An 18,964-nucleotide genomic window follows, 5' to 3' on the forward strand; every position below is an offset into this window, starting at 1 on the left:
TCTTCACCCCTCGGAAGGGACCCCTGTCATGAGCACCACGCTCACCGCCGGCTCCACCCGCGTACTCGGGCTGATCGGGCGCGTCTCGATGTATCGACTGATCCTGTCGTCGCTGGGGCTGCTCGCGCTCTTCTCGCTCGTGCTGTCGTTCGCCGGCCTCGTCGTTCCCGGTCCGCTCGAGCTCGTCGTCAGCGCCGTCGTGCTCGTCGCCGCGTGCGCCGTGACCGACGTCGTCGCGCAGAGCGTGCTCCGGGTGCCGCGTCGCCTCGAGTCCTCGCTCATCACGGCGGCGATCCTGCTGTTCGTGCTGCGGCCGAGCATCGAGCCGCTGGGACTGGCCGGCCTCGCGTTGGCGGGGGTCGTAGCATCCGCGTCGAAGTACCTGCTCGCGTGGCGGGGGCGTCACATCTTCAACCCCGCCGCGACCGGCGCCACCGTCCTGACGATCGTGAGCATCTGGGCGCCCGATCTCGGCTCGTCGGCCTGGTGGGTGGGGTCGCCGTGGCTCGCGGGTCCCGTGCTCGTGCTGGGCGTGCTCCTGCTGCTGCGCACCGACAAACTGCCGGTCGTGGCGACGTTCTGGGTCGTGGCGATGGCCGTGGCGTTCGTTCGCACGACCGTCCAGTTCACCGCGGCGGGATTCCCGGTGGATGTGCCCACCGTGCTGCTGCAGGTGGCGTTCTCGTCTCCGTTCCTGTTCCTCGGCGCCTTCATGCTGTCGGAGCCGCTCACTCTGCCCCCACGCCGGGCGCAGCAGTTCGTCGTGGCCGTCATCGTCGGGGCGCTGGCCGGCTGGCCGCTCGCGGTGGGGGAGATCACCCTCGGTCAGGAGCGGGCGCTACTGGTGGGCAACCTCGTGGCGTTCCTGTTCTGCCTCCGCGCGGCCGTGCGGTTGCGCGTCGAGCGGCGCCGCGAACTCACCCCCACCGTGCGCGAGCTCACGTTCCGCGCCGCCCGGCCGTTCTCGTTCGCGCCCGGCCAGTACCTCGAACTCGACGTGCCGCACCGTCGACCCGACCGCCGCGGAACGCGCCGCGAGTTCTCGATCGCTTCGGCGCCCGAAGACCTGCCCGAGGTACGCATCGCCTTCAAGGACGGGTCGCAGTCGTCGTACAAGCGCGCCCTCGCCGCGGTCGAGCACGGCTCGACGCTCGCGGTGACCGGCGTCTGGGGCGACTTCGTGCTGCCCGCACGGCCGACGGCTCCCGTGCTCATGGTCGCCGCCGGTATCGGCGTGACGCCCCTCATCTCGCAGCTGCGGCACCTCGCCGCGACGGGTCAGCGGCGCGACGCCGTCCTCGTGTACGTCGTGTCGGAGGCGGCGGAGCTGGCGTTCCGCGACGACATCGCGGCCAGCGGCATCCCCGTCGTGGTCTTCTCGCGTGACGAGCCGCACGACCTTCCGGCCGGGTGGACGTGGGCGGGACCCGACCGCGTGGATGCCGAAGCGCTCCTGCGGGCGGTGCCCGACCTCGCCTCGCGCGCGGCCTACGTCTCGGGCCCGCCGCGGCTCATCTCCGCGCTCGCACCGACGCTCGCGAAGGCCAAGTCGCTCACGACCGACGCGTTCGCGGGGTACTGACCAGCGGTTACAGTGAGCCGGTGCCCACTCCGGACTTCGTTCTCGACCTGCGTCGACGCGTCGGCACCCTGCCGCTCCCGCTCGTCGGGGTGACCGCCGTCATCGTGCGCGGGAACGACGTGCTGCTGGGTCGGCGCAGCGACAACGGCCGGCTCACCCCGATCACGGGGATCGTCGATCCGGGCGAGGAGCCCGCCGACGCCGCCGCGCGCGAGGCCGCCGAGGAGGCGGGCGTCGAGATCGACGTCGACCGTCTCGCCTGGGTGCACCAGATCCCCCGCGTGACCTACGCCAACGGAGACCGGGCCGACTACCTCGATCTCGTCTTCGCATGCCGGTGGGTGTCGGGGGAGCCCACGCCGGTCGACGGCGAGATGACCGACCTCGGGTGGCATCCGCTCTCGAAGATCGACGACGTGCTCGACGTCGAGATGGCGGCACGCGTCCGCGCGGGGCTCACACCGGGGTCGACGCGCTTCGAGCGCGGCGCGCGCTGAGGGGACGGGCGCGCGACGCGCGCTGCGCCTGACCCCTCACACCGGATCGGCGGGCTTCGCGGGCAGGCGCACCTCGAACGTCGTGTCGCCGGGAGAGCTCCGCACGGTGATGGTGCCGTTGTGGGCGTCGACGATCGCGCGCGCGATCGAGAGGCCGAGTCCCGTGCCGCCGGTCTTGCGGTCGCGGGAGCGGTCGGCCCGCGCGAAGCGCTCGAACAGCTGCGAGGCGACGGAGGGGTCGATGCCGGGGCCGTCGTCGTGCACGCGCAGCACCGCCTCGGCGCCCTCGTGCGCGACCGACACGGTCACCGTACTGCCGGCGGGCGTGTGCGTGCGGGCGTTGGCGAGCAGATTCGCGACCACCTGGTGCAGGCGCGACGCGTCGCCGGCGAGCTCGACGGGCTCGTCGGGAACGTCGATGCTCCACGAATGGTCGGGACCGGCCGGGCGGGCATCTCCCACCGCTTCGACAGCGAGCTGCGTCAGGTCGACGGAGCCGTAGACGAGCTCCTGCCCTTCATCGAGCCGCGCCAGCAGCAGCAGGTCTTCGACGAGCGTGGTCATGCGCAGCGACTGCGCCTGGATGCGCTCGAGCGACTGCTCGGTGGTCTCGACCGCGAGGGCGGTGCGCTGCCGGCTCTCGTCGTCCTGGGCCTGACGCATGGCGCGCAGTGACAGCTCCGAGAAACCCCGGATGGATGCCAGGGGCGTGCGCAGCTCGTGACTGGCGTCGGCGACGAACCGGCGCATGAGCTCCTCGTTGCGTTGGCGGGCGGACAGCGAGGCGTCGACGCGGTCGAGGAGGGTGTTCAAGGCCAGGCCGACCTGCCCGATCTCGGTGTGGTCGTCGACCTGATCGGCCGGAACGCGTTCCGTGATCGACACGTCGCCCTGGTCCATGCGCAGCGACGCGACGCGCGTGGCGGTCTCGGCGACCGAGCGGAGGGGCCGGAGGCCGAGACGGATGACGATGGCGATGATCGCGCCGAGCAGCAGCAGGCCGCCGGTGGTGACGAGGGCGACGGTCGTGAGGATCGCACCGATCGTGCTCGTGACGCTGGAGAGGGGCAAGCCGACCAGGAAGAGACTGTCGCCGCCGGGCGCGGGGAAGGTGCGCACCAGGTACTCGCCGAGGTTGGGCAGTTCGACGGTCTGGGCGTTCGACTCCTCCGCCGCCTGCAGGCTGTCGGCGATACGGCTCAGGTCGTCCGCCGACAGGGCGCGGGCTCCCTCGTCGCCCACGACGGCGCCGGTGATCCCCGCACCCCGCGAGTTCATGACCAGCAGCGTGCCGGGATCGAAGAACCCGGATGCCAGAACCTGTTCCGCGGAGTTCTGGAAGATCGTGCGCTGCTGGATGGAGGCGGCCGCCTCATCGACCTGCGCCCCGAGGTTGACGTAGAGGACGCCGCTGAGGATCGCGCTCGTGGAGATGCCGATCATCACGAGGATGAACGCCACCATCCCGATGACCGCCGTCATCAGCCGCGCCTGCAGCGTCCAGGGTCGTCGCCGTAACCGCTGGAACCGGGTCTCGGCGGCGGGCGCGGAAGGAGCAGGTGCGGCGGGGGGAACCGGGGGAGCCGGCCGGGGAGGCAGGGTCACTGGGGGGCTTTGATCATGTAGCCGACGCCGCGGACCGTGTGGATGAGCGGCTCGTTGCCCGCGTCGATCTTCTTGCGCAGGTACGAGATGTAGAGCTCGACGACGCTGGAGCGCCCGCCGAAGTCGTAGTTCCACACGCGGTCGAGGATCTGGGCCTTCGACACCACGCGGCGTTGGTTGCGCATGAGGAAGCGCAGGAGCTCGAACTCGGTCGCGGTCAGTTCGATCTCGCGATCGCCCCGCACGACCTCGTGGCTGTCTTCGTTCAGCGACAGGTCGCCCACGCGCAGGATCGGCTCGGAGTCGCGCGTCAGGGCGGTGCCGGCACGACGCATGAGTCCTCGCAGGCGCGCCACGACCTCCTCGAGGCTGAAGGGCTTGGTGACGTAGTCGTCGCCCCCGGCGGTGAGGCCCGCGACGCGGTCGGCCACGGCATCCTTCGCGGTGAGGAAGAGCACGGGCACGTCGTTGCCCGAGTGGCGCAGACGCTGCAGCACGGCCATGCCGTCGAGGTCGGGCATCATGATGTCGAGCACCATGGCATCCGGTTCGAAGTCGCGCGCGGCCGTCAGGGCGTCGAAGCCCGAGCCGGCGGTCTTCACCTCCCAGCCCTCCATGCGCAGGGCCATCGACAGCAGGTCGGTGAGCATCTGCTCGTCGTCGACGACGAGCACGCGCAGCGCGCTCCCGTCGGGGCGGGTGAAGGCGGGGGCGGCGGCGGTCGCGGTCATGGAACTCATTGTGCGCTCGTATCTATGAGCTTTCTATGGCGAGGCTTATGGGAATGCTGTGAGCCGGCGATCCGACGGCTGAGCAGGGCCGCGATCCCCACGCCGACGGCCGCTCCGAGCGTGTTCGCGACCACGTCCCGCACATCGGCGACCCGGGTGGGCAGGAACAGCAGCTGCGTGGTCTCGATCGCGGCGCTCGTCGCCAGGCCGAGGAGGATCCCGTGCCACCACCGGCCCCTCCAGGCGACGGCCAGGACGCCCAGGGGGACGAACAGCAGCACGTTGGCGCTGAATTCGACCGCGTCGAAGGTGATCCACGCCGTGCCGGGCCACGACGCCAGCGCGCGGAACACCTGCTGCAGGATGCCACCCACGCGGTCGTCGTAGATCGAGGGGCGCAGCGTCATCCACCACACCGCCGCGGCATAGACGCACGAGGCGGCGACGAGCAGTGCCCGTCGCCGCCTCGACCGACCGATGGTCAGTGGGTGTCTTCCGCCTCGATCTCGGTACGGTCGCCCGACCAGAGGGTGTGGAAGGTGCCCTCCTTGTCGATGCGGCGGTAGGTGTGCGCTCCGAAGAAGTCGCGCTGGCCCTGGATCAGCGCGGCGGGCAGACGATCGGCGCGCAGGCCGTCGTAGTACGCCAGCGACGAGCTGAACGCGGGAGCGGGGATGCCGCTCGCCGCCGACAGCGAGACGATGTGGCGCCACGCGTCCTGGGCGCGGCCGAGGGCCTCGACGAAGTACGGGGCGGTCAGCAGCACGGGCAGTTCGGCCTCGGCGTCGTAGGCCTCGGCGATGCGGTTGAGGAACTGCGCGCGGATGATGCAGCCGCCCCGCCAGATCTTCGACACCGCGCCCAGGTCGATGTTCCAGTCGTACTGCGCAGCTCCCGCGCGGATCTCGTCGAAGCCCTGCGAGTAGGCGACGATCTTCGACGCGTACAGCGCCAGACGCACCTGCTCGATGAATGCGTCGGCGTCTTCGCCCGCGAGCACGTCGGTGCCGGAGGGACCGGGCAGCTCGCGCGAGACCTCGCGCTGCTCGGGGTGGCTCGACAGCGACCGTGCGAAGGTCGCCTCGGCGATACCCGAGACGGGAACGCCCAGGTCGAGGGCGGTCTGCACGGTCCAGGCTCCGGTGCCCTTGGCGCCGGCCTGGTCGAGGATGACGTCGACGAGGGGCTTGCCGGTGTCGGCGTCGGTCTGGCGCAGCACCTCGGCCGTGATCTCGATGAGGTACGACTCCAGCTCGCCGCGGTTCCACTCGGCGAACACGTCGGCGATCTCGGCCGGGCTCTTGCCGGTGGCGCGACGGATGAGGTCGTACGCCTCGGCGATGAGCTGCATGTCGGCGTACTCGATGCCGTTGTGCACCATCTTCACGAAGTGACCCGCACCGTCGTGGCCGACGTGCGTCACGCACGGCTCGCCCTCGGCGACCGCGGCGATGGACTTCAGGATCGGGCCGAGCGTGGCCCAGGCCTCGTCAGAACCGCCCGGCATGATCGAGGGGCCGCGCAGCGCGCCCTCCTCGCCGCCCGAGACGCCCATTCCGACGAAGTTGATGCCCGTGTCGCGCACGGCCTTCTCGCGGCGGATGGTGTCCGTGAACAGGGCGTTGCCGCCGTCGACGATGATGTCGCCGGGCTCGAACACCTTCACCAGCTCGTCGATGACGAAGTCGGTCGGACGCCCGGCCTTGACCATGATGATCGCGGTACGCGGCTTCGACAGCGACGCGGCGAAGTCCTCGTACGAGAACGAGGCGACGAAGTTCGCCTCGGGGTGCTGCTCGAGCACGTGCTCGGTCTTGTCCTGGCTGCGGTTGAAGATCGCGACCGTGTTGCCCTCGCGGCTGGCGAGGTTGCGGGCGAGGTTCGAGCCCATGACGGCCAGACCCACCACGCCGATGTTGGCGCGGCCGTCGCCTTCGCCCGCGGGGCGCGAATCGGCCTCGGCGGTGGGGCGGTCCACCTCTTCGATGCCGGGCGCACCCTCGTGCACCTGAGCGGCCTGGTGGGGGGCCTGATCCTGGTCGGTCGAAGGTCCGGTCGGGGGAGTGGTCGACGTCATGCGTTGCTCCGTATTCAGGTGCGAAGTGGGTGGCGGGCTCACGCGGGCCGCCTCCGCCACTTTATCGGCTCGGCCCGCGCGTGTTTCAGGAGGGGGTGGATGCCAGGTGGAGGCGGTCGACGACCTCCTGCACCTGCTGTCCCGGCGTCAGGTCGAGGTCGACGTGGATGGCCTGCTCGTCGGCATCCGGGAATTCCAGGGTCTCGAACTGCGAGGTGAGCAGCGCGGGCGGCATGAAGTGCCCCTGGCGGCGCAGCAGACGGTCGAGCACGAGCTTCGGGTCGCCCATGAGCAGCACGAAGGTGACGTCGTCGCGGCGCAGCACGTCGCGGTAGGTGCGCTTGAGGGCGGAGCAGGTGATGATGCCCGGGCGGCCGGAGGCGACCTGCCCGTCGATCCACGCGGCGACGCGGTCGAGCCAGGGCCAGCGGTCGTCGTCGTTCAGCGCATGACCGGATGCCATCTTCGCGACGTTCTCGGCGGGGTGCAGGTCGTCGCCCTCCTGGAAGTCCCACCCGAGACGACCGGCGAGCATGCCGGCGACGGTGGACTTGCCGGTGCCGGCGGGGCCCATGAACACGAGGACGGGGACGGTCATTGCTTCTCTCTTCGTCGGGGGAAGGGGGCGGTCGGGAGGGGTCAGATGGAGCGGCGGACTTCGGTGAGCACGGCGGCGACGTAGAGCCGTGTGTGCTCCTCGGCGGCGTCGGCATCGGCCCGGCTGATCGCGACGGCGGTGGCGACGTGGTTGTCGAGCGCGTCGGGGTTCGGGATGCCGGGGGTCAAGCCGTGCATCGCGCGTCCCTCGATCGCGGCGGCGATCGGGGCGCGTGCGGCGGCGAGCATGAGGTTGCCGCTGGAGACGAGGATCAGGTCGTGGAAGGCGATGTCGGCCGCGAGGTACTCGGGCGAGTTGCCGAGGCCGGCGGCGCCGAGGCGTTCGAGCTCCTCGGCCAGGCGGAGGATCTCCCCGCGCTGCAGGTCGGTCGCCCGACGGGCGCTCAGCCGTGCGGCGACGGGTTCGATCGCGGCGCGCAGCTCCGTGGTGTTCGCGATGAGCTGGTCGCGGCGCTTGCCGGCGAGCTGCCACCCGATCAGCGCGGTGTCCAGGGCGCTCCAGTCGGCGGCCGGGCGGACGGTGATGCCGACGCGCCGGCGCTGTTGGAGCATGCCCATCGCCTCCAGCACGCGGACGGCCTCGCGGACGACCGTGCGCGAGACGCCGTACTCGGCTTCGAGGGTGGCGAGGGTCAGGACGTGGCCCGCAGGGAGCTCTCCGTCGACGATGCGCATGCCGAGGGCGTCCAGCAGTGATCCGTGTGACGCTCGCGCCATGACCCCTCCTTAGGTCGTTAGGTACGACCTTACCTTGTCAAAGATACGATCTTTGTGTGAAGATTCCTTCACTCACCCGTGGGTGCGGGTCGACACACAGCTTGCCCGATGCCGCGCCACCCTGAATCAACGGAGATCTCTTGGACGACTGGACCCAAACACTCGGCACGGCGCCCCTGCTCGCCATCGCCGCGGGAGCGATCGCGCTCATCCTCGTGCTCATCATCTGGCTGAAGGTGCACGCGTTCCTCGCGCTCATCATCGTGTCGCTCGTGACGGCGTTCGTCGCCGGCATCCCGGTGTCGGCCATCGTGACCACCTTGACCGGAGGGTTCGGAGGAACCCTCGGCACGGTCGCGCTGCTGGTCGCGCTCGGCGCGATGCTCGGACGGCTGATCGAGCACTCCGGAGGTGCGCAGTCGCTCGCCGAGACCTTCGTGCGCATCTTCGGTGAGAAGCGGGCGCCCTTCGCCCTCGGCATCGTGTCGCTCATCCTCGGCTTCCCGATGTTCTTCGACGCCGGTCTCGTCATGATGCTGCCGATCATCTTCGCGATCGCGCGCCGCGTCTCGGGCAACAACGTCCTGCTGTTCGGCCTGCCGGCCGCCGCCGCCTTCTCGGTCATGCACGTCTTCCTGCCGCCGCACCCCGGCCCCGTCACCGCGAGCGGCCTCTACGGCGCCAACCTCGGCCTCGTCCTGATCGTCGGCCTCATCATCGCCTTCCCGATCTGGTACCTCTCGGGTTACCTGTGGGGCAAGTTCATCGCGCGCCGCATCGTGCTGCCGGTTCCGGCCCTGTTCGGCGATGTCGACACCGACCAGCCGGCCAACCCGCCCAAGCCGCTGACGGTCATCGCCGTCCTGCTGCTGCCGATGCTGCTCATCTTCCTCAACACGGGTCTGACGACCCTCGGAGCCGCCGGCGTCGTGCCGACGGACAACACGTTCGTTCAGGTGCTCATCCTGCTGGGCAACTCGCCCGTCGCCCTCCTCATCACCGTGCTCGTCGCGACCGTGGTCTTCGGCTTCCGCCGCGGCGAGAACGGCACCGCGCTCGAGAAGGTCGTCGACTCGGCCCTCGGCCCCGTCTGCTCGGTGATCCTCATCACCGGCGCCGGCGGCATGTTCGGTGCCGTCCTGCGCGCCTCGGGCATCGGCGACGCGCTGGCCGACAGCCTCGGCGACCTGGGTCTGCCCGTCATCGTCGCGGCCTACATCATCGCCGTGATCCTGCGTCTCGCGCAGGGTTCGGCCACGGTCGCCCTCGTCACCGCCGCGGGCCTGGCCGCTCCGGCCGTCATGGCGGGCGACTTCTCGCCGCTGCAGGTCGTCGCCATCACCCTCGCCACCGCCGCCGGCTCCGTCTTCGCCGGTCACGTCAACGACTCCGGCTTCTGGCTGGTCGGCCGCCTCATGGGCATGGACGTCAAGACCACCCTGAAGACGTGGACGGTGCAGCAGGCGATCGAGTCGGTGCTGGGCTTCCTCGCCGCGCTCCTCGTGTTCGGCATCGGCGCGCTCCTGTGACCGGCTCGAACGCCGACCTGTTCGACGTCTCCGACCGCCTCGCCCTCGTCACAGGATCGTCGCGGGGCCTGGGCCGCGCGCTGGCGTCGACGCTGGCGCGCGGCGGGGCACGGGTCATCGTGCACGGCCGCGATGCGGACGCCGTCGAGCAGACGCGCGCCGAGGCCGAGGAACTGTCCGGACGCCCCGCGCACGCGGTGGTGTTCGACGTCACCGACGCCGCCGCGGTGCAGAGCGCCGTGGGCGACCTGCTCGAGAACGTCGGCGTGCCCGACATCCTCGTCAACAACGCCGGGGTGCAGCGGCGGGCGCCGATCCACGAGTTCGCCGTCTCCGACTGGGACGACATCGTCGCGGCGAACCTGTCGGGCGTGTTCTACGTTTCGAGGTTCGTCACGCCCGCGATGGTCGCGCGCGGATCGGGCAAGGTCGTCAACGTCGCCTCGGTGCAGTCGCGCCTGGCGCGGCAGACGATCGCGCCCTACTCGGCCACCAAGGGCGGCGTCGCACAGCTCACCGCCGGCATGGCCGCCGACCTCGCCCGGTTCGGCATCCAGGTGAACGCCCTGAGCCCGGGGTACTTCGCGACCGAGATGAACCGCGCCCTGGTCGACGATCCGGAGTTCACGCGCTGGCTGACCCAGCGCACGCCCGCCGCGCGATGGGGCGACTTCGACGAACTGCGGGGAGCCCTGCTGTTCCTCGCGTCCGACGCGTCGAGTTTTGTCTCGGGGCAGAACATCTTCGTCGACGGCGGGATGACGGCGGTCGTCTGACCGCGGAGAGGATCACCGATGAAATCCCTGCTGATCGAAAAAGCGCTCACCGCCGACGTGCGCGAAGTCGCCGTGCCCGAGCCCGGCGAGGGCCAGGTGCGCCTGCGCGTGGAGTACGTCGGCATCTGCGGCTCCGACCTGCATTACTACTACGAAGGAGCCAACGGCGCTTTCGTGGTGCGCGAGCCGCTCGTCCCGGGCCACGAGCTTTCGGGGCGGGTCGACCTCGACCCCTCCGGCGCCCTCGCGGAGGGAACGCCGGTCACGGTGCACCCCGCCCGCTTCGGCACGCCGCGCGAGGGTATCGAGAACGCGCCGCACCTGTGGCCGGGCGGTTCGTACCTCGGCAGCGCCTCGACCTGGCCGCACACTCAGGGCGCGGCATCCGAGTACCTGATCGTCGAGGCCGACATGGTGCGCGTGCTGCCGGAGGGGCTGCCGGTGCGCCGCGCCGTGCTGGCCGAGCCCCTCGCCGTCGCGCTGCACGCGCTGAATAAGGCCGGTGACGTCGCGGGCCGCGAGGTGCTGGTCACCGGCTCAGGGCCTATCGGCCTGATGGCCGTGGCCGCCGCGGTGGCCGCCGGCGCGCGCGTCACCGCGACCGACGTGCTCGCGGGGCCCCTCGAGCGCGCCACGGCCCTGGGCGCTGCGGCAACCATCGACGTGTCGACAGAGGCGGTCGAGCCGAACTCCTTCGCCGTCGTGCTGGAGTGCTCGGGCGTCCCCGTCTCGATCTCGACGGCGTTGAAGGCCGTGCGCCCCGGAGGCACGGTCGTGCAGGTCGGCATGTTGCCCGACGACCCGCGTCCGGTGAATCTCGCGCCCTTCATCTCGAAGGAGGTGCGCTACCTCGGTGCGTTCCGCTTCCTCGACGAGATCGACCGCGCGGTGGAGCTGCTGGCATCCACCCCCGGCATCGAGAGCGCGTTGACGCACGAGTTCGCGGTGACGGATGCCGAGGAGGCCTTCGCCACGGCGCGCGACTCGCAGCGCTCGGGCAAGGTCGTCTTCGCCCTCTGACCGACGAGAACGCCCCGGCCGCCGCCCGCGAGGACGGCGACCGGGGCGTTCGTGCGTCCGGCAGACGAAGCGCATCTCGCGAAGCGCCGCTCGCCCGCGGAGGGAGTCGATGCGTCACGCCGTGGCGCGGAAATCGAACCCGCCACGCGGGGTGCATCGCGAAGGGGTGCTCGAGGAAGAAGGGGCCACGCGGGAAATCGACGCCCGCGCAGCCGTGACGGTCTCGAGAGGAGCCGCCCGGGCCGGTCAGTGCTTCTTGTACGAGGCGTTGCGGCCGAGCGAGAAGAGCGCGCCGATCGCGGCGATGCCGCCGATCGCGGCCAGGCCGCCGACGACCCAGATCACGACGTGAGAGAAGAAGCCGCTGTCCATGATGATCCTCCGGGTCGGTGTGGCCCCTCGATCCTACCGTCGCCGTCGCGTGCTCCCGTCCGCGACGAACGGACCCGCGCGAGCGGGGTGAGAGAGAGCCGGTCGAGACGACGGGCCGTCGCTGTTAGACTTCCGGGGTACTTCGGCGAGGGATGCCATCGCCGTGCGCCCGCAGGGTGCACCCGGCATCCGTGATCGACGCGGTGATGCAGGCTCCCGGCTTTCCTCACGCGCTCGCGTTCGAGTCGAATCCAGACCACACAGGTGCGGACACCGTCCGCTCACAAGCTGCGGGACACGAGCCCGCGAGGAGAACAACATGTCGGAAGACAACAAGGTCGTCGCGGAGCTCCGCGAGAACTTCGGCAAGGGCTTCGCCCGTCGTCTGCGCGCCGCGGGCAAGATCCCGGCCGTCATCTACGGTCACGGCACCGAGCCGCAGCACGTCGCCCTGCCCGGCCACCAGGTCGCGCTGCTGATCCGTCGCGCCAACGCGCTGCTCGACCTCGACATCGCGGGCAAGGCCCAGCTCGTCCTGGTCAAGGACGTCCAGAAGGACCCCGTGCGTCAGATCATCGAGCACATCGATCTCATCGTCGTGAAGAAGGGCGAGAAGGTCCAGGTCGACGTCCCCGTCGTCGTCACCGGCGAGCCCTTCCCCGGCACCATCGCGATGCTCGACGCCACGTCGGTCTCGCTCGAGGTCGAGGCCACCCACATCCCGCAGAACGTCGAGGTCGACGTCGAGGGCGCCGAGGACGGCACGCAGATCACCGCCGCCGACCTCACGCTGCCCGCCGGCGCGTCACTGGTCACCGACCCCGAGACCCTCATCGTGGGCGTGTCGGTCCCGCTCGACACGATCGCCGCCGACGAGGAGATCGCCGAGGCCGACGCCGAGGTCGCCGAGGAGCAGTCCGAAGAGGCCGAGACGGCCGAAGAGGGCGACGACAAGTAATTCCGATCGGGCCGCCTCGGCGGTCCGTCGACGACGAGGGGACGCGGTTTCGCGTCCCCTCGTTGCCGTTCACGCAGGTCCTCTCGAGGATCCGGAAGGATGGACGCCATGGCGGACACCTGGCTCATCATCGGTCTCGGTAACCCCGGACCCCGCTACGAGGCGACCCGGCACAACATCGGTCAGATGGTCGTCGACGAGCTCGCCGCCCGTCGGCGCGAGGCGTTCCGCGCGCACAAGGCGAACGCGCGCGTCGCCGAGACCTGGGTGCGTCCGGGCGCGGCCAAGCTGGTCCTGGCCAAGCCCAACAGCTTCATGAACGTCTCCGGTGGTCCGGCCGCGGGACTCGCGCGGTTCTACGGCATCGACCCCGATCACGTCGTGGTGGTGCACGACGAGCTCGACATCCCCTTCGACACGCTCAAACTCAAGACCGGCGGCGGTCACGGCGGCCACAACGGCGTCCGCGACGTCGCCAAGGCCCTCGGCACCGCCGATTTTCCGCGCGTTCGCGTCGGAATCGGCCGACCGGCGGGCCGCCAGGACCCCGCCGACTGGGTGCTCGACCCCTTCGGCGCCACCGAGCGCACGACGCTGCCGATACTCGTCTCGGATGCCGCGGATGCCGTCGAGCTCCTGGTCGATGAGGGATTGCTCGCGGCTCAGCAGCGTTTCCACGCCCCGCGCGCCTGAGCTCCGCGCCCGATCCGCGCGCCGCCGCCGGGTCCCAGCGGTCGTCCGCTCGCACCGCCGTCGGCGAAACGAACCTGCTCCGACGTGACGACGGCCCCGATCCACCAGGACCGGGGCCGTCGTCGTGGCGGAACGGATCACGCGCCGGAGCCGACGCCGATCCCGATGCCGCCCACGAACGCGACGATGACGGCGATTCCGCCGAGGACGGAGATGGCGACGGCGGCGAAGCCCCACCCGCGTCCGCGGTTCTTGACCGCGGCGACGATGCCCTGGATGAATCCCCAGAGCGCGAAGATGCCGTAGACGGCGAACGCGGCGATGCCGAGCACGCTCGCGGCGATGGCCTTCTGCGACGCGTCCGCGGGGAAGGTCGTCGGGTCGTTCTGTCCGTCGAACCCGGCGTACTGCTGCAGTCCTCCGGCCTGGATGCCGGCCAGGACCGCGAGGACGACCCCCACGACCACGGCCGCAGTCGCGGCCAGGAAGGCGATCAGCCCGAGGCTCTGGGACGGCCGGCCTCCGTCGTACCTCGGCGCCGGGGGCGTCCGGCCCGCGTCCGCATACGCGCGGGCGCGATCGTCGGGCGCGTGGGGCGGGGGAGTGGGGCTGCTCACGGAATCCTCCTCGGATGGGTCGACGGGCCGGGGCCCGACCTCAGCCTAGGAACGACGTCACCACCGCTCCCGGGGTGGACGACGCACTCGTCGACGAGGTAGCGCGGCTAGATCGACACCCCGGTGCCACTCGGCAGTGTGGCCATACCGCCCACCAGAGCGAGGGCGACGAAGATCCCGAAGACCACGGGACCGAGCACGCCGATCACGATCGCCGCGATGCCCGCCCCCCGGCCGGAGCCGCGAACGGTCGCGACGATCCCCATCGCAACGGCGGTCACGCCCACGACAGTGGCGATCCAGAAGGTGACCTCCCCGACCAGCACGAGATCGCGAACGGGCGACAGCACCCGCAGATCGATCGTGGCCGGACCGGCGGCCAGGAGCCCCGGCCCCGCGCCTCGCGCGATACGGAACGCGACGAAGCCCGCGACGGCGGATGCCAGGACCCCCGCGACCAGCGCCAGCATCAGTGCCCATGTGCCCAGCGGCCGCCCCCTGCGGGTCGAAGGCGGGGGTGCGAGCAGGGTTCCGACCGGCGGCGCGGCGTTCGGTGCCGCGAACACCGGTCCATCCGGAGCGCTGGGGGAGGACATGCCGCCACTCTACGCAGCACCCGTCCCCGCAGCCCCGGCCGCTGCTCCCGGTTCACGCCCGCCCGTTCCCCGGCGGAGGTGGCTGAGCCTGTCGAAGCCACCGGGCTGGCGGCCGACGCTCTCCGGCGGAGGTGGCTGAGCCTGTCGAAGCCACCGGGCTGGCGGCCGACGCTCTCCGGCGGAGGTGGCTGAGCCTGTCGAAGCCACCGGGCTGGCGACTGACGCTCTCCGGCGGAGGTGGCTGAGCCTGTCGAAGCCACCGGGCTCGCGGCCGACCTTCCCCGGTGCAGGCCGCCGACACCGTCGACATCGCCGCCCGCTGACGCAGAACCGGCGATGCAGACCCGGCGACGCAGAACCGATCGCGCCGCATCCGTCCAGCCCCGCCCGGTGTCGGTGGCCCCGCGTAGACTTTCCCGAGTGACAGTTCCCGGGATCGTCCGCGCCCTCGAGCAGGCTGAGTCGTACCGCGAGGCCGCGTCCGCGTCCTCCGCCGACCTGTCGCTCTCCCTCGTCGATGGTCTCGACGCCCCCGTCATCGCGGGTCTGATCGAGCGTCGTCGCGCCTCGGGCGGGCCGGGTGCCGTTCTGGTGATCGCGCCGACGGGGCGTCGTGCCGAGTCCCTCGGGCCCGCACTGGAGGCCGTCCTCCCCGGCGCCCAGGTGCTGCACTTCCCGGCTTGGGAGACGCTGCCGCACGAGCGGCTGAGTCCCAGCCCCGAGACGGTGGGTCGCCGTCTCGACGTCCTGCGGCGCATCGCCGCGTGGGACGGCGAGGCGCCCCTGGTCGTCACCGCGTCCGTGCGCAGCGCCCTTCAGCCGCTCGCGCCCGGGCTCGGCGACGTCGAGCCCGTCGAGCTCGTCGTCGGCGGACGCGGGCACGAACTCGAGAGCGTCACCACCCGGCTGGTCGAACTGGCCTACCACCGTGTCGACATGGTGTCCCGACGGGGCGAGTTCGCGGTGCGTGGTGGCATCCTCGACGTCTTCCCGCCCGTCGCCGACCACCCCTATCGCGTGGAGTTCTTCGGCGACGAGGTCGACCAGATCCGCGCGTTCTCGGTCGCCGATCAGCGATCGCTACCCGGCGAGGTCTCCGAGGTCACCCTCGTCCCCAGCCGTGAGCTGCTCCTCACCGCCGGGGTGCGCGCTCGCGCCGTCGCTCTGCGCGACGGGTATCCGGGTCTGCGCCAACTGCTCGAGAAGATGGCCGAGGGGATCCCGGCCGAGGGCATGGAGTCCCTCATCCCCGTCCTGGTCGACGATCTGGTCACCCTGGTCGACTACCTCCCGGGCGGAAGCGCCGTCGCCCTCGTCGATCCCGAGCGTTCGCTCGCCCGCGCGACGACCCTCGGCGACACCAACCGCGAATTCCTCGAGGCCGCGTGGTCGGCTGCGACCGCCGGCGCCGACACCCCGGTCGACCTCGACTCCGGCGACTTCGTGACCCTCGACGACCTGCACGAGCGTGCCGGCGGGCGCGGGGGCGTCTGGTGGCAGCTCAGCGGCTTCGACTCCGGAGCAGCGGATGCCGAAGACGAGGGTCTCGTCATCGGAGACGATTCCGCGCAGCGCATCAAAGCCGACGCGGTGCCGTCCTTCCAGGGCAACGTCGAGGGCGCCACGGCGCACGTCGGCCAGCTGCTCGCCGATGGCTGGTCGGTCGTGGTCACGGCATCCGGACCGGGAATGGTCGATCGCGCGCGAGACGTGCTCGCGGAGCGGGGGATTGCGGCTCGCCGAGTCGACGACCTCCGCCTCGCGCCCGAGCCCGGTGTGGCTCATGTCGTCTGCGCGCCGATGGAGAGGGGTTTCCAGCTCGTCGAGGCGCGATTCGCGGTGATCAGCGAGACGGAGTTCTACGGGCGCTCGGTCGGCTCCGACAGCCGTGGTGCGAAGAAGCTCGCATCCCGTCGCCGCAACGTGGTCGACCCGCTACAGCTCAAGCCCGGCGATGTCGTCGTGCACGCGACGCACGGCATCGGCAGATTCCTCGAGCTGACGCAGCGCGAGGTCTCCAGCGGCGGACGCAACGCGGTCAAGACGACGAAGGAGTACCTCGTCCTCGAGTACGCGCCGGCGAAGCGCGGCTACCCCGGCGACAAGCTCTTCGTCCCCACCGATCAGCTCGATCTGCTCTCGAAGTACGTCGGCGGTGAAGCCCCCACGCTGTCGAAGATGGGCGGCAGCGACTGGGCGGCGGCCAAGGGCCGTGCCCGCAAGGCCGTGCGCGACATCGCGGTCGAGCTGGTGAAGCTGTACTCGGCCCGCATGGCCTCGAAGGGCTACGCCTTCGGTCCCGACACCCCGTGGCAGCGCGAGCTCGAGGAGGCGTTCCCCTTCGCGGAGACGCAGGATCAGCTGCAGACGATCGACGAGATCAAAGCCGACATGGAGAAGCCGATCCCCATGGACCGCCTGCTCTCCGGTGACGTGGGCTTCGGCAAGACCGAGGTCGCGGTGCGTGCGGCGTTCAAGGCCATCCAAGACGGCAAGCAGGTCGCCATGCTCGTGCCGACCACCCTGCTGGTGAAGCAGCACCTCGAGACCTTCGCCGAGCGTTTCGCCGGCTTCCCGGTCACCGTCCGCCCGCTCTCGCGTTTCCAGAGCGACAAAGAGGCGAAGGCGACTCTCGCGGGCCTGACCGACGGCACCGTCGACATGGTCATCGGCACGCACCGCATCCTCACCGAGAAGGTGATCTTCAAAGACCTGGGTCTGATGATCATCGACGAGGAGCAGCGGTTCGGCGTCGAGCACAAGGACGCGCTGAAGAAGCTCAAGACCAACGTCGACATCCTGGCCATGAGCGCGACACCCATTCCCCGCACGCTTGAGATGGCGGTCACCGGGATCCGCGAGATGTCGACGCTCGCGACCCCGCCCGAGGACCGGCATCCGATCCTGTCGTACGTGGGGCCGCGCAACGACAAGCAGATCGCCGCGGCGATCCGCCGGGAGCTCTTGCGCGAGGGACAGGTGTTCTACGTGCACAACCGGGTCTCCTCCATCCAGAGGGTCGCCGCCCATCTCTCAGAGCTCGTGCCGGAGGCGCGCATCGTCGTCGCCCACGGACAGATGGGGGAGCACGCGCTCGAGCAGGTCGTCGACGACTTCTGGGAGCGTCGCGCCGACGTCCTGGTGTCGACGACCATCATCGAGACCGGTCTCGACATCTCGAACGCGAACACGATCATCATCGACCGCGCCGACAAGTACGGCTTGTCGCAGTTGCACCAGCTGCGCGGACGAGTGGGTCGCGGACGCGACCGCGCCTACGCCTACTTCCTCTACGACGAGATGAAGCCGCTGTCCGAGACCGCGGCCGACCGCCTCGAGACGATCGCGGTCAACAACGACCTCGGAAGCGGGATGCAGGTCGCCCTCAAAGACCTCGAGCTGCGCGGCGCGGGCAACCTGCTCGGCGCGGAGCAGGCGGGCCACATCGCCGGTGTCGGGTTCGACCTCTACCTGCGGATGATCGGCGAGGCGGTGTCGACCTTCCGCGGGGAGGACGTCGACGGACCCACCGAGCTGCGCCTCGAGCTGCCGGTGGATGCTCGGCTCCCCGAGTTCTACATCGACAGCGAGCGTCTCCGCCTCGAGGCGTACCAGAAGCTCTCGGCGGCCGCGTCGGCGACGGCGAAGGACGACGCGATCGACCTCGTCGTCGAGGAGCTCCGCGATCGTTACGGTGAGCCGCCCTCCGAGGTGGAGGGTCTCGTCGCCGTGGCGCGTCTGCGCCGTCGTGCGGCGCAGGCCGGTCTCGCCGACGTCGTGGCGATGGGCTCCAACCTGCGTGTCGCCCCCGCCGATCTCCCCGAGTCGATGCGTGTGCGTCTCCAGCGCCTCTACCCCAAGGCGAAGCTGGTCGCCGGAGGCGACGCCATGGTGGTTCCTCTGCCTCAGGATGCCGACGACGCCACCCTCATCGCGTGGGTACGTCAGCTTCTCGATGCGCTGTGGCCCCTGCCGGCGGAGAAGAGCGCCGCGGCGGCCACCGCCTGAGCGCGCGAACGTCCGGAGCGGGGCCCGGTCGACCTCGAGTCGGCCGGGCCCCTGTCATTTCCGGCGTGTTTCCGCGGAATGACGGGAGCGACACGCCCGGGCGGGGGCGTCGATTCGACGGGTCGTTCATTCCCGCGTAACTTATTACTTGTTCGCCCCACAGGGGAGAGCGGAGCGGCCGAAAGGCCCCGCGTCCTCTCAAGCGGAGAACCACCCCGAAACCACACCGGATGGTGTAATGTTTCGGTTCGGTCACCCGGCCGGTTTCCACGATGTTGATCTCGTTCTGAGATCCCACAGGGGAAGCTCCTAGCGTCGGGTGGTCTTCTAAGAAGTGAACTGCCTCACGGGTAGGTCGAGATGACTGTTTCTGTGGGTGCGTCCGTTCCTTGAGAACTCAACAGCGTGCACTTGTCAAATGCCAATTTATTCCTCGTCGATCTTCGGATTGCGAGAAATTCCTTTGGATCAAAGACCAGCCCTTTTGGGGGTTGGCATATGGATACGTCAGTAATGATGTTTCTCTTTGGTCAGTTTCAAACTCGCTGCAGCATCGTTTTCCCGGTGT

The 18,964-nt window shown here is 70.3% G+C and carries 17 protein-coding genes; 8 read left to right on the forward strand and 9 right to left on the reverse strand.

Features of this window, described 5'->3' with window-relative positions; all coding sequences use genetic code 11:
* The first annotated feature begins 28 nt into the window (after positions 1 to 28).
* Complete coding sequence (locus RWH44_RS13395; protein ID WP_316004946.1) at positions 29 to 1,582, forward strand: FAD-dependent oxidoreductase; 1,554 nt, start codon at positions 29 to 31, stop codon at positions 1,580 to 1,582.
* Positions 1,583 to 1,602: 20 nt separating this feature from the next.
* Positions 1,603 to 2,079, forward strand: coding sequence for an NUDIX domain-containing protein (locus RWH44_RS13400; protein ID WP_316004947.1), 477 nt, complete (start codon positions 1,603 to 1,605; stop codon positions 2,077 to 2,079).
* 36 nt (positions 2,080 to 2,115) lie between these two features.
* Here the strand turns inward: RWH44_RS13400 and RWH44_RS13405 are convergent, their stop codons facing one another.
* The 6 genes from RWH44_RS13405 to RWH44_RS13430 all read right to left on the reverse strand — a co-directional run bounded on the left by RWH44_RS13405 (position 2,116) and on the right by RWH44_RS13430 (position 7,827).
* Complete coding sequence (locus RWH44_RS13405; RefSeq protein ID WP_316004948.1) at positions 2,116 to 3,561, reverse strand: sensor histidine kinase; 1,446 nt, start codon at positions 3,559 to 3,561, stop codon at positions 2,116 to 2,118.
* Between the two features lie 119 nt (positions 3,562 to 3,680).
* A complete protein-coding gene (locus RWH44_RS13410) occupies positions 3,681 to 4,415 on the reverse strand; it encodes a response regulator transcription factor (protein WP_298877220.1) in 735 nt (244 codons plus the stop codon).
* 5 nt (positions 4,416 to 4,420) lie between these two features.
* Positions 4,421 to 4,942 carry a VanZ family protein gene (locus RWH44_RS13415; protein WP_316004971.1) on the reverse strand — a complete coding sequence of 174 codons (522 nt, stop codon included), beginning with the start codon at positions 4,940 to 4,942 and terminating at the stop codon, positions 4,421 to 4,423.
* Positions 4,897 to 6,492 (reverse strand): NADP-dependent phosphogluconate dehydrogenase, encoded by a 1,596-nt coding sequence (gnd, locus tag RWH44_RS13420; RefSeq protein WP_298877223.1) that lies wholly within the window; start codon positions 6,490 to 6,492, stop codon positions 4,897 to 4,899. Before gnd ends, RWH44_RS13415 begins: the two co-directional genes overlap by 46 nt.
* Positions 6,493 to 6,577: 85 nt before the next feature.
* Positions 6,578 to 7,090, reverse strand: a complete 513-nt coding sequence (locus RWH44_RS13425) for a gluconokinase (protein WP_316004949.1) — start codon at positions 7,088 to 7,090, stop codon at positions 6,578 to 6,580.
* Positions 7,091 to 7,131: 41 nt separating this feature from the next.
* A complete protein-coding gene (locus tag RWH44_RS13430; protein WP_298877229.1) occupies positions 7,132 to 7,827 on the reverse strand; it encodes a FadR/GntR family transcriptional regulator in 696 nt (231 codons plus the stop codon).
* A gap of 140 nt (positions 7,828 to 7,967) precedes the next feature.
* Between RWH44_RS13430 and RWH44_RS13435 the strand changes: the two genes are divergently transcribed.
* From RWH44_RS13435 to RWH44_RS13445, 3 genes are read left to right on the forward strand one after another with little or no spacing between them, the layout of a single operon-like run.
* Positions 7,968 to 9,356 carry a GntP family permease gene (locus RWH44_RS13435; protein WP_316004950.1) on the forward strand — a complete coding sequence of 463 codons (1,389 nt, stop codon included), beginning with the start codon at positions 7,968 to 7,970 and terminating at the stop codon, positions 9,354 to 9,356.
* Positions 9,353 to 10,132: an SDR family oxidoreductase gene (locus tag RWH44_RS13440; protein ID WP_316004951.1), complete on the forward strand. Its 780-nt coding sequence runs from the start codon at positions 9,353 to 9,355 to the stop codon at positions 10,130 to 10,132. Before RWH44_RS13435 ends, RWH44_RS13440 begins: the two co-directional genes overlap by 4 nt.
* An 18-nt stretch (positions 10,133 to 10,150) precedes the next feature.
* Positions 10,151 to 11,152, forward strand: coding sequence for a zinc-binding dehydrogenase (locus RWH44_RS13445; protein ID WP_316004952.1), 1,002 nt, complete (start codon positions 10,151 to 10,153; stop codon positions 11,150 to 11,152).
* A 246-nt stretch (positions 11,153 to 11,398) separates the two neighbouring features.
* Here the strand turns inward: RWH44_RS13445 and RWH44_RS13450 are convergent, their stop codons facing one another.
* Positions 11,399 to 11,524, reverse strand: a complete 126-nt coding sequence (locus tag RWH44_RS13450; RefSeq protein WP_298877244.1) for a hypothetical protein — start codon at positions 11,522 to 11,524, stop codon at positions 11,399 to 11,401.
* A gap of 319 nt (positions 11,525 to 11,843) precedes the next feature.
* Between RWH44_RS13450 and RWH44_RS13455 the strand changes: the two genes are divergently transcribed.
* Positions 11,844 to 12,482: a 50S ribosomal protein L25/general stress protein Ctc gene (locus RWH44_RS13455; RefSeq protein ID WP_298877247.1), complete on the forward strand. Its 639-nt coding sequence runs from the start codon at positions 11,844 to 11,846 to the stop codon at positions 12,480 to 12,482.
* Between the two features lie 108 nt (positions 12,483 to 12,590).
* Complete coding sequence (gene pth / locus RWH44_RS13460; RefSeq protein WP_316004953.1) at positions 12,591 to 13,175, forward strand: aminoacyl-tRNA hydrolase; 585 nt, start codon at positions 12,591 to 12,593, stop codon at positions 13,173 to 13,175.
* A gap of 137 nt (positions 13,176 to 13,312) precedes the next feature.
* Here the strand turns inward: pth and RWH44_RS13465 are convergent, their stop codons facing one another.
* Together RWH44_RS13465 and RWH44_RS13470 are read right to left on the reverse strand one after the other, a co-directional pair.
* Positions 13,313 to 13,792, reverse strand: coding sequence for a hypothetical protein (locus RWH44_RS13465; RefSeq protein WP_316004954.1), 480 nt, complete (start codon positions 13,790 to 13,792; stop codon positions 13,313 to 13,315).
* 107 nt (positions 13,793 to 13,899) lie between these two features.
* Positions 13,900 to 14,388: a hypothetical protein gene (locus RWH44_RS13470; protein ID WP_316004955.1), complete on the reverse strand. Its 489-nt coding sequence runs from the start codon at positions 14,386 to 14,388 to the stop codon at positions 13,900 to 13,902.
* Positions 14,389 to 14,808: 420 nt separating this feature from the next.
* Between RWH44_RS13470 and mfd the strand changes: the two genes are divergently transcribed.
* Positions 14,809 to 18,396 carry a transcription-repair coupling factor gene (gene mfd / locus RWH44_RS13475; RefSeq protein ID WP_316004956.1) on the forward strand — a complete coding sequence of 1,196 codons (3,588 nt, stop codon included), beginning with the start codon at positions 14,809 to 14,811 and terminating at the stop codon, positions 18,394 to 18,396.
* Positions 18,397 to 18,964: the final 568 nt, after the last annotated feature.

The organism is Microbacterium phycohabitans, assembly GCF_032464935.1.
In the GTDB taxonomy this organism is placed as follows: Bacteria; Actinomycetota; Actinomycetes; order Actinomycetales; family Microbacteriaceae; genus Microbacterium; species Microbacterium phycohabitans.

Excerpts from the sequence above, each read along its gene's own strand:
- RWH44_RS13395 (WP_316004946.1), top strand. The coding sequence starts at position 29 with ATGAGCACCACGCTCACCGCCGGCTCCACCCGCGTACTCGGGCTGATC.
- RWH44_RS13405 (WP_316004948.1), bottom strand. The coding sequence starts at position 3,561 with ATGACGGCGGTCATCGGGATGGTGGCGTTCATCCTCGTGATGATCGGC.
- RWH44_RS13410 (WP_298877220.1), bottom strand. The coding sequence starts at position 4,415 with ATGACCGCGACCGCCGCCGCCCCCGCCTTCACCCGCCCCGACGGGAGC.
- gnd (WP_298877223.1), bottom strand. The coding sequence starts at position 6,492 with ATGACGTCGACCACTCCCCCGACCGGACCTTCGACCGACCAGGATCAG.
- RWH44_RS13425 (WP_316004949.1), bottom strand. The coding sequence starts at position 7,090 with ATGACCGTCCCCGTCCTCGTGTTCATGGGCCCCGCCGGCACCGGCAAG.
- RWH44_RS13430 (WP_298877229.1), bottom strand. The coding sequence starts at position 7,827 with ATGGCGCGAGCGTCACACGGATCACTGCTGGACGCCCTCGGCATGCGC.
- RWH44_RS13445 (WP_316004952.1), top strand. The coding sequence starts at position 10,151 with ATGAAATCCCTGCTGATCGAAAAAGCGCTCACCGCCGACGTGCGCGAA.
- RWH44_RS13450 (WP_298877244.1), bottom strand. The coding sequence starts at position 11,524 with ATGGACAGCGGCTTCTTCTCTCACGTCGTGATCTGGGTCGTCGGCGGC.
- RWH44_RS13455 (WP_298877247.1), top strand. The coding sequence starts at position 11,844 with ATGTCGGAAGACAACAAGGTCGTCGCGGAGCTCCGCGAGAACTTCGGC.
- pth (WP_316004953.1), top strand. The coding sequence starts at position 12,591 with ATGGCGGACACCTGGCTCATCATCGGTCTCGGTAACCCCGGACCCCGC.
- RWH44_RS13470 (WP_316004955.1), bottom strand. The coding sequence starts at position 14,388 with ATGTCCTCCCCCAGCGCTCCGGATGGACCGGTGTTCGCGGCACCGAAC.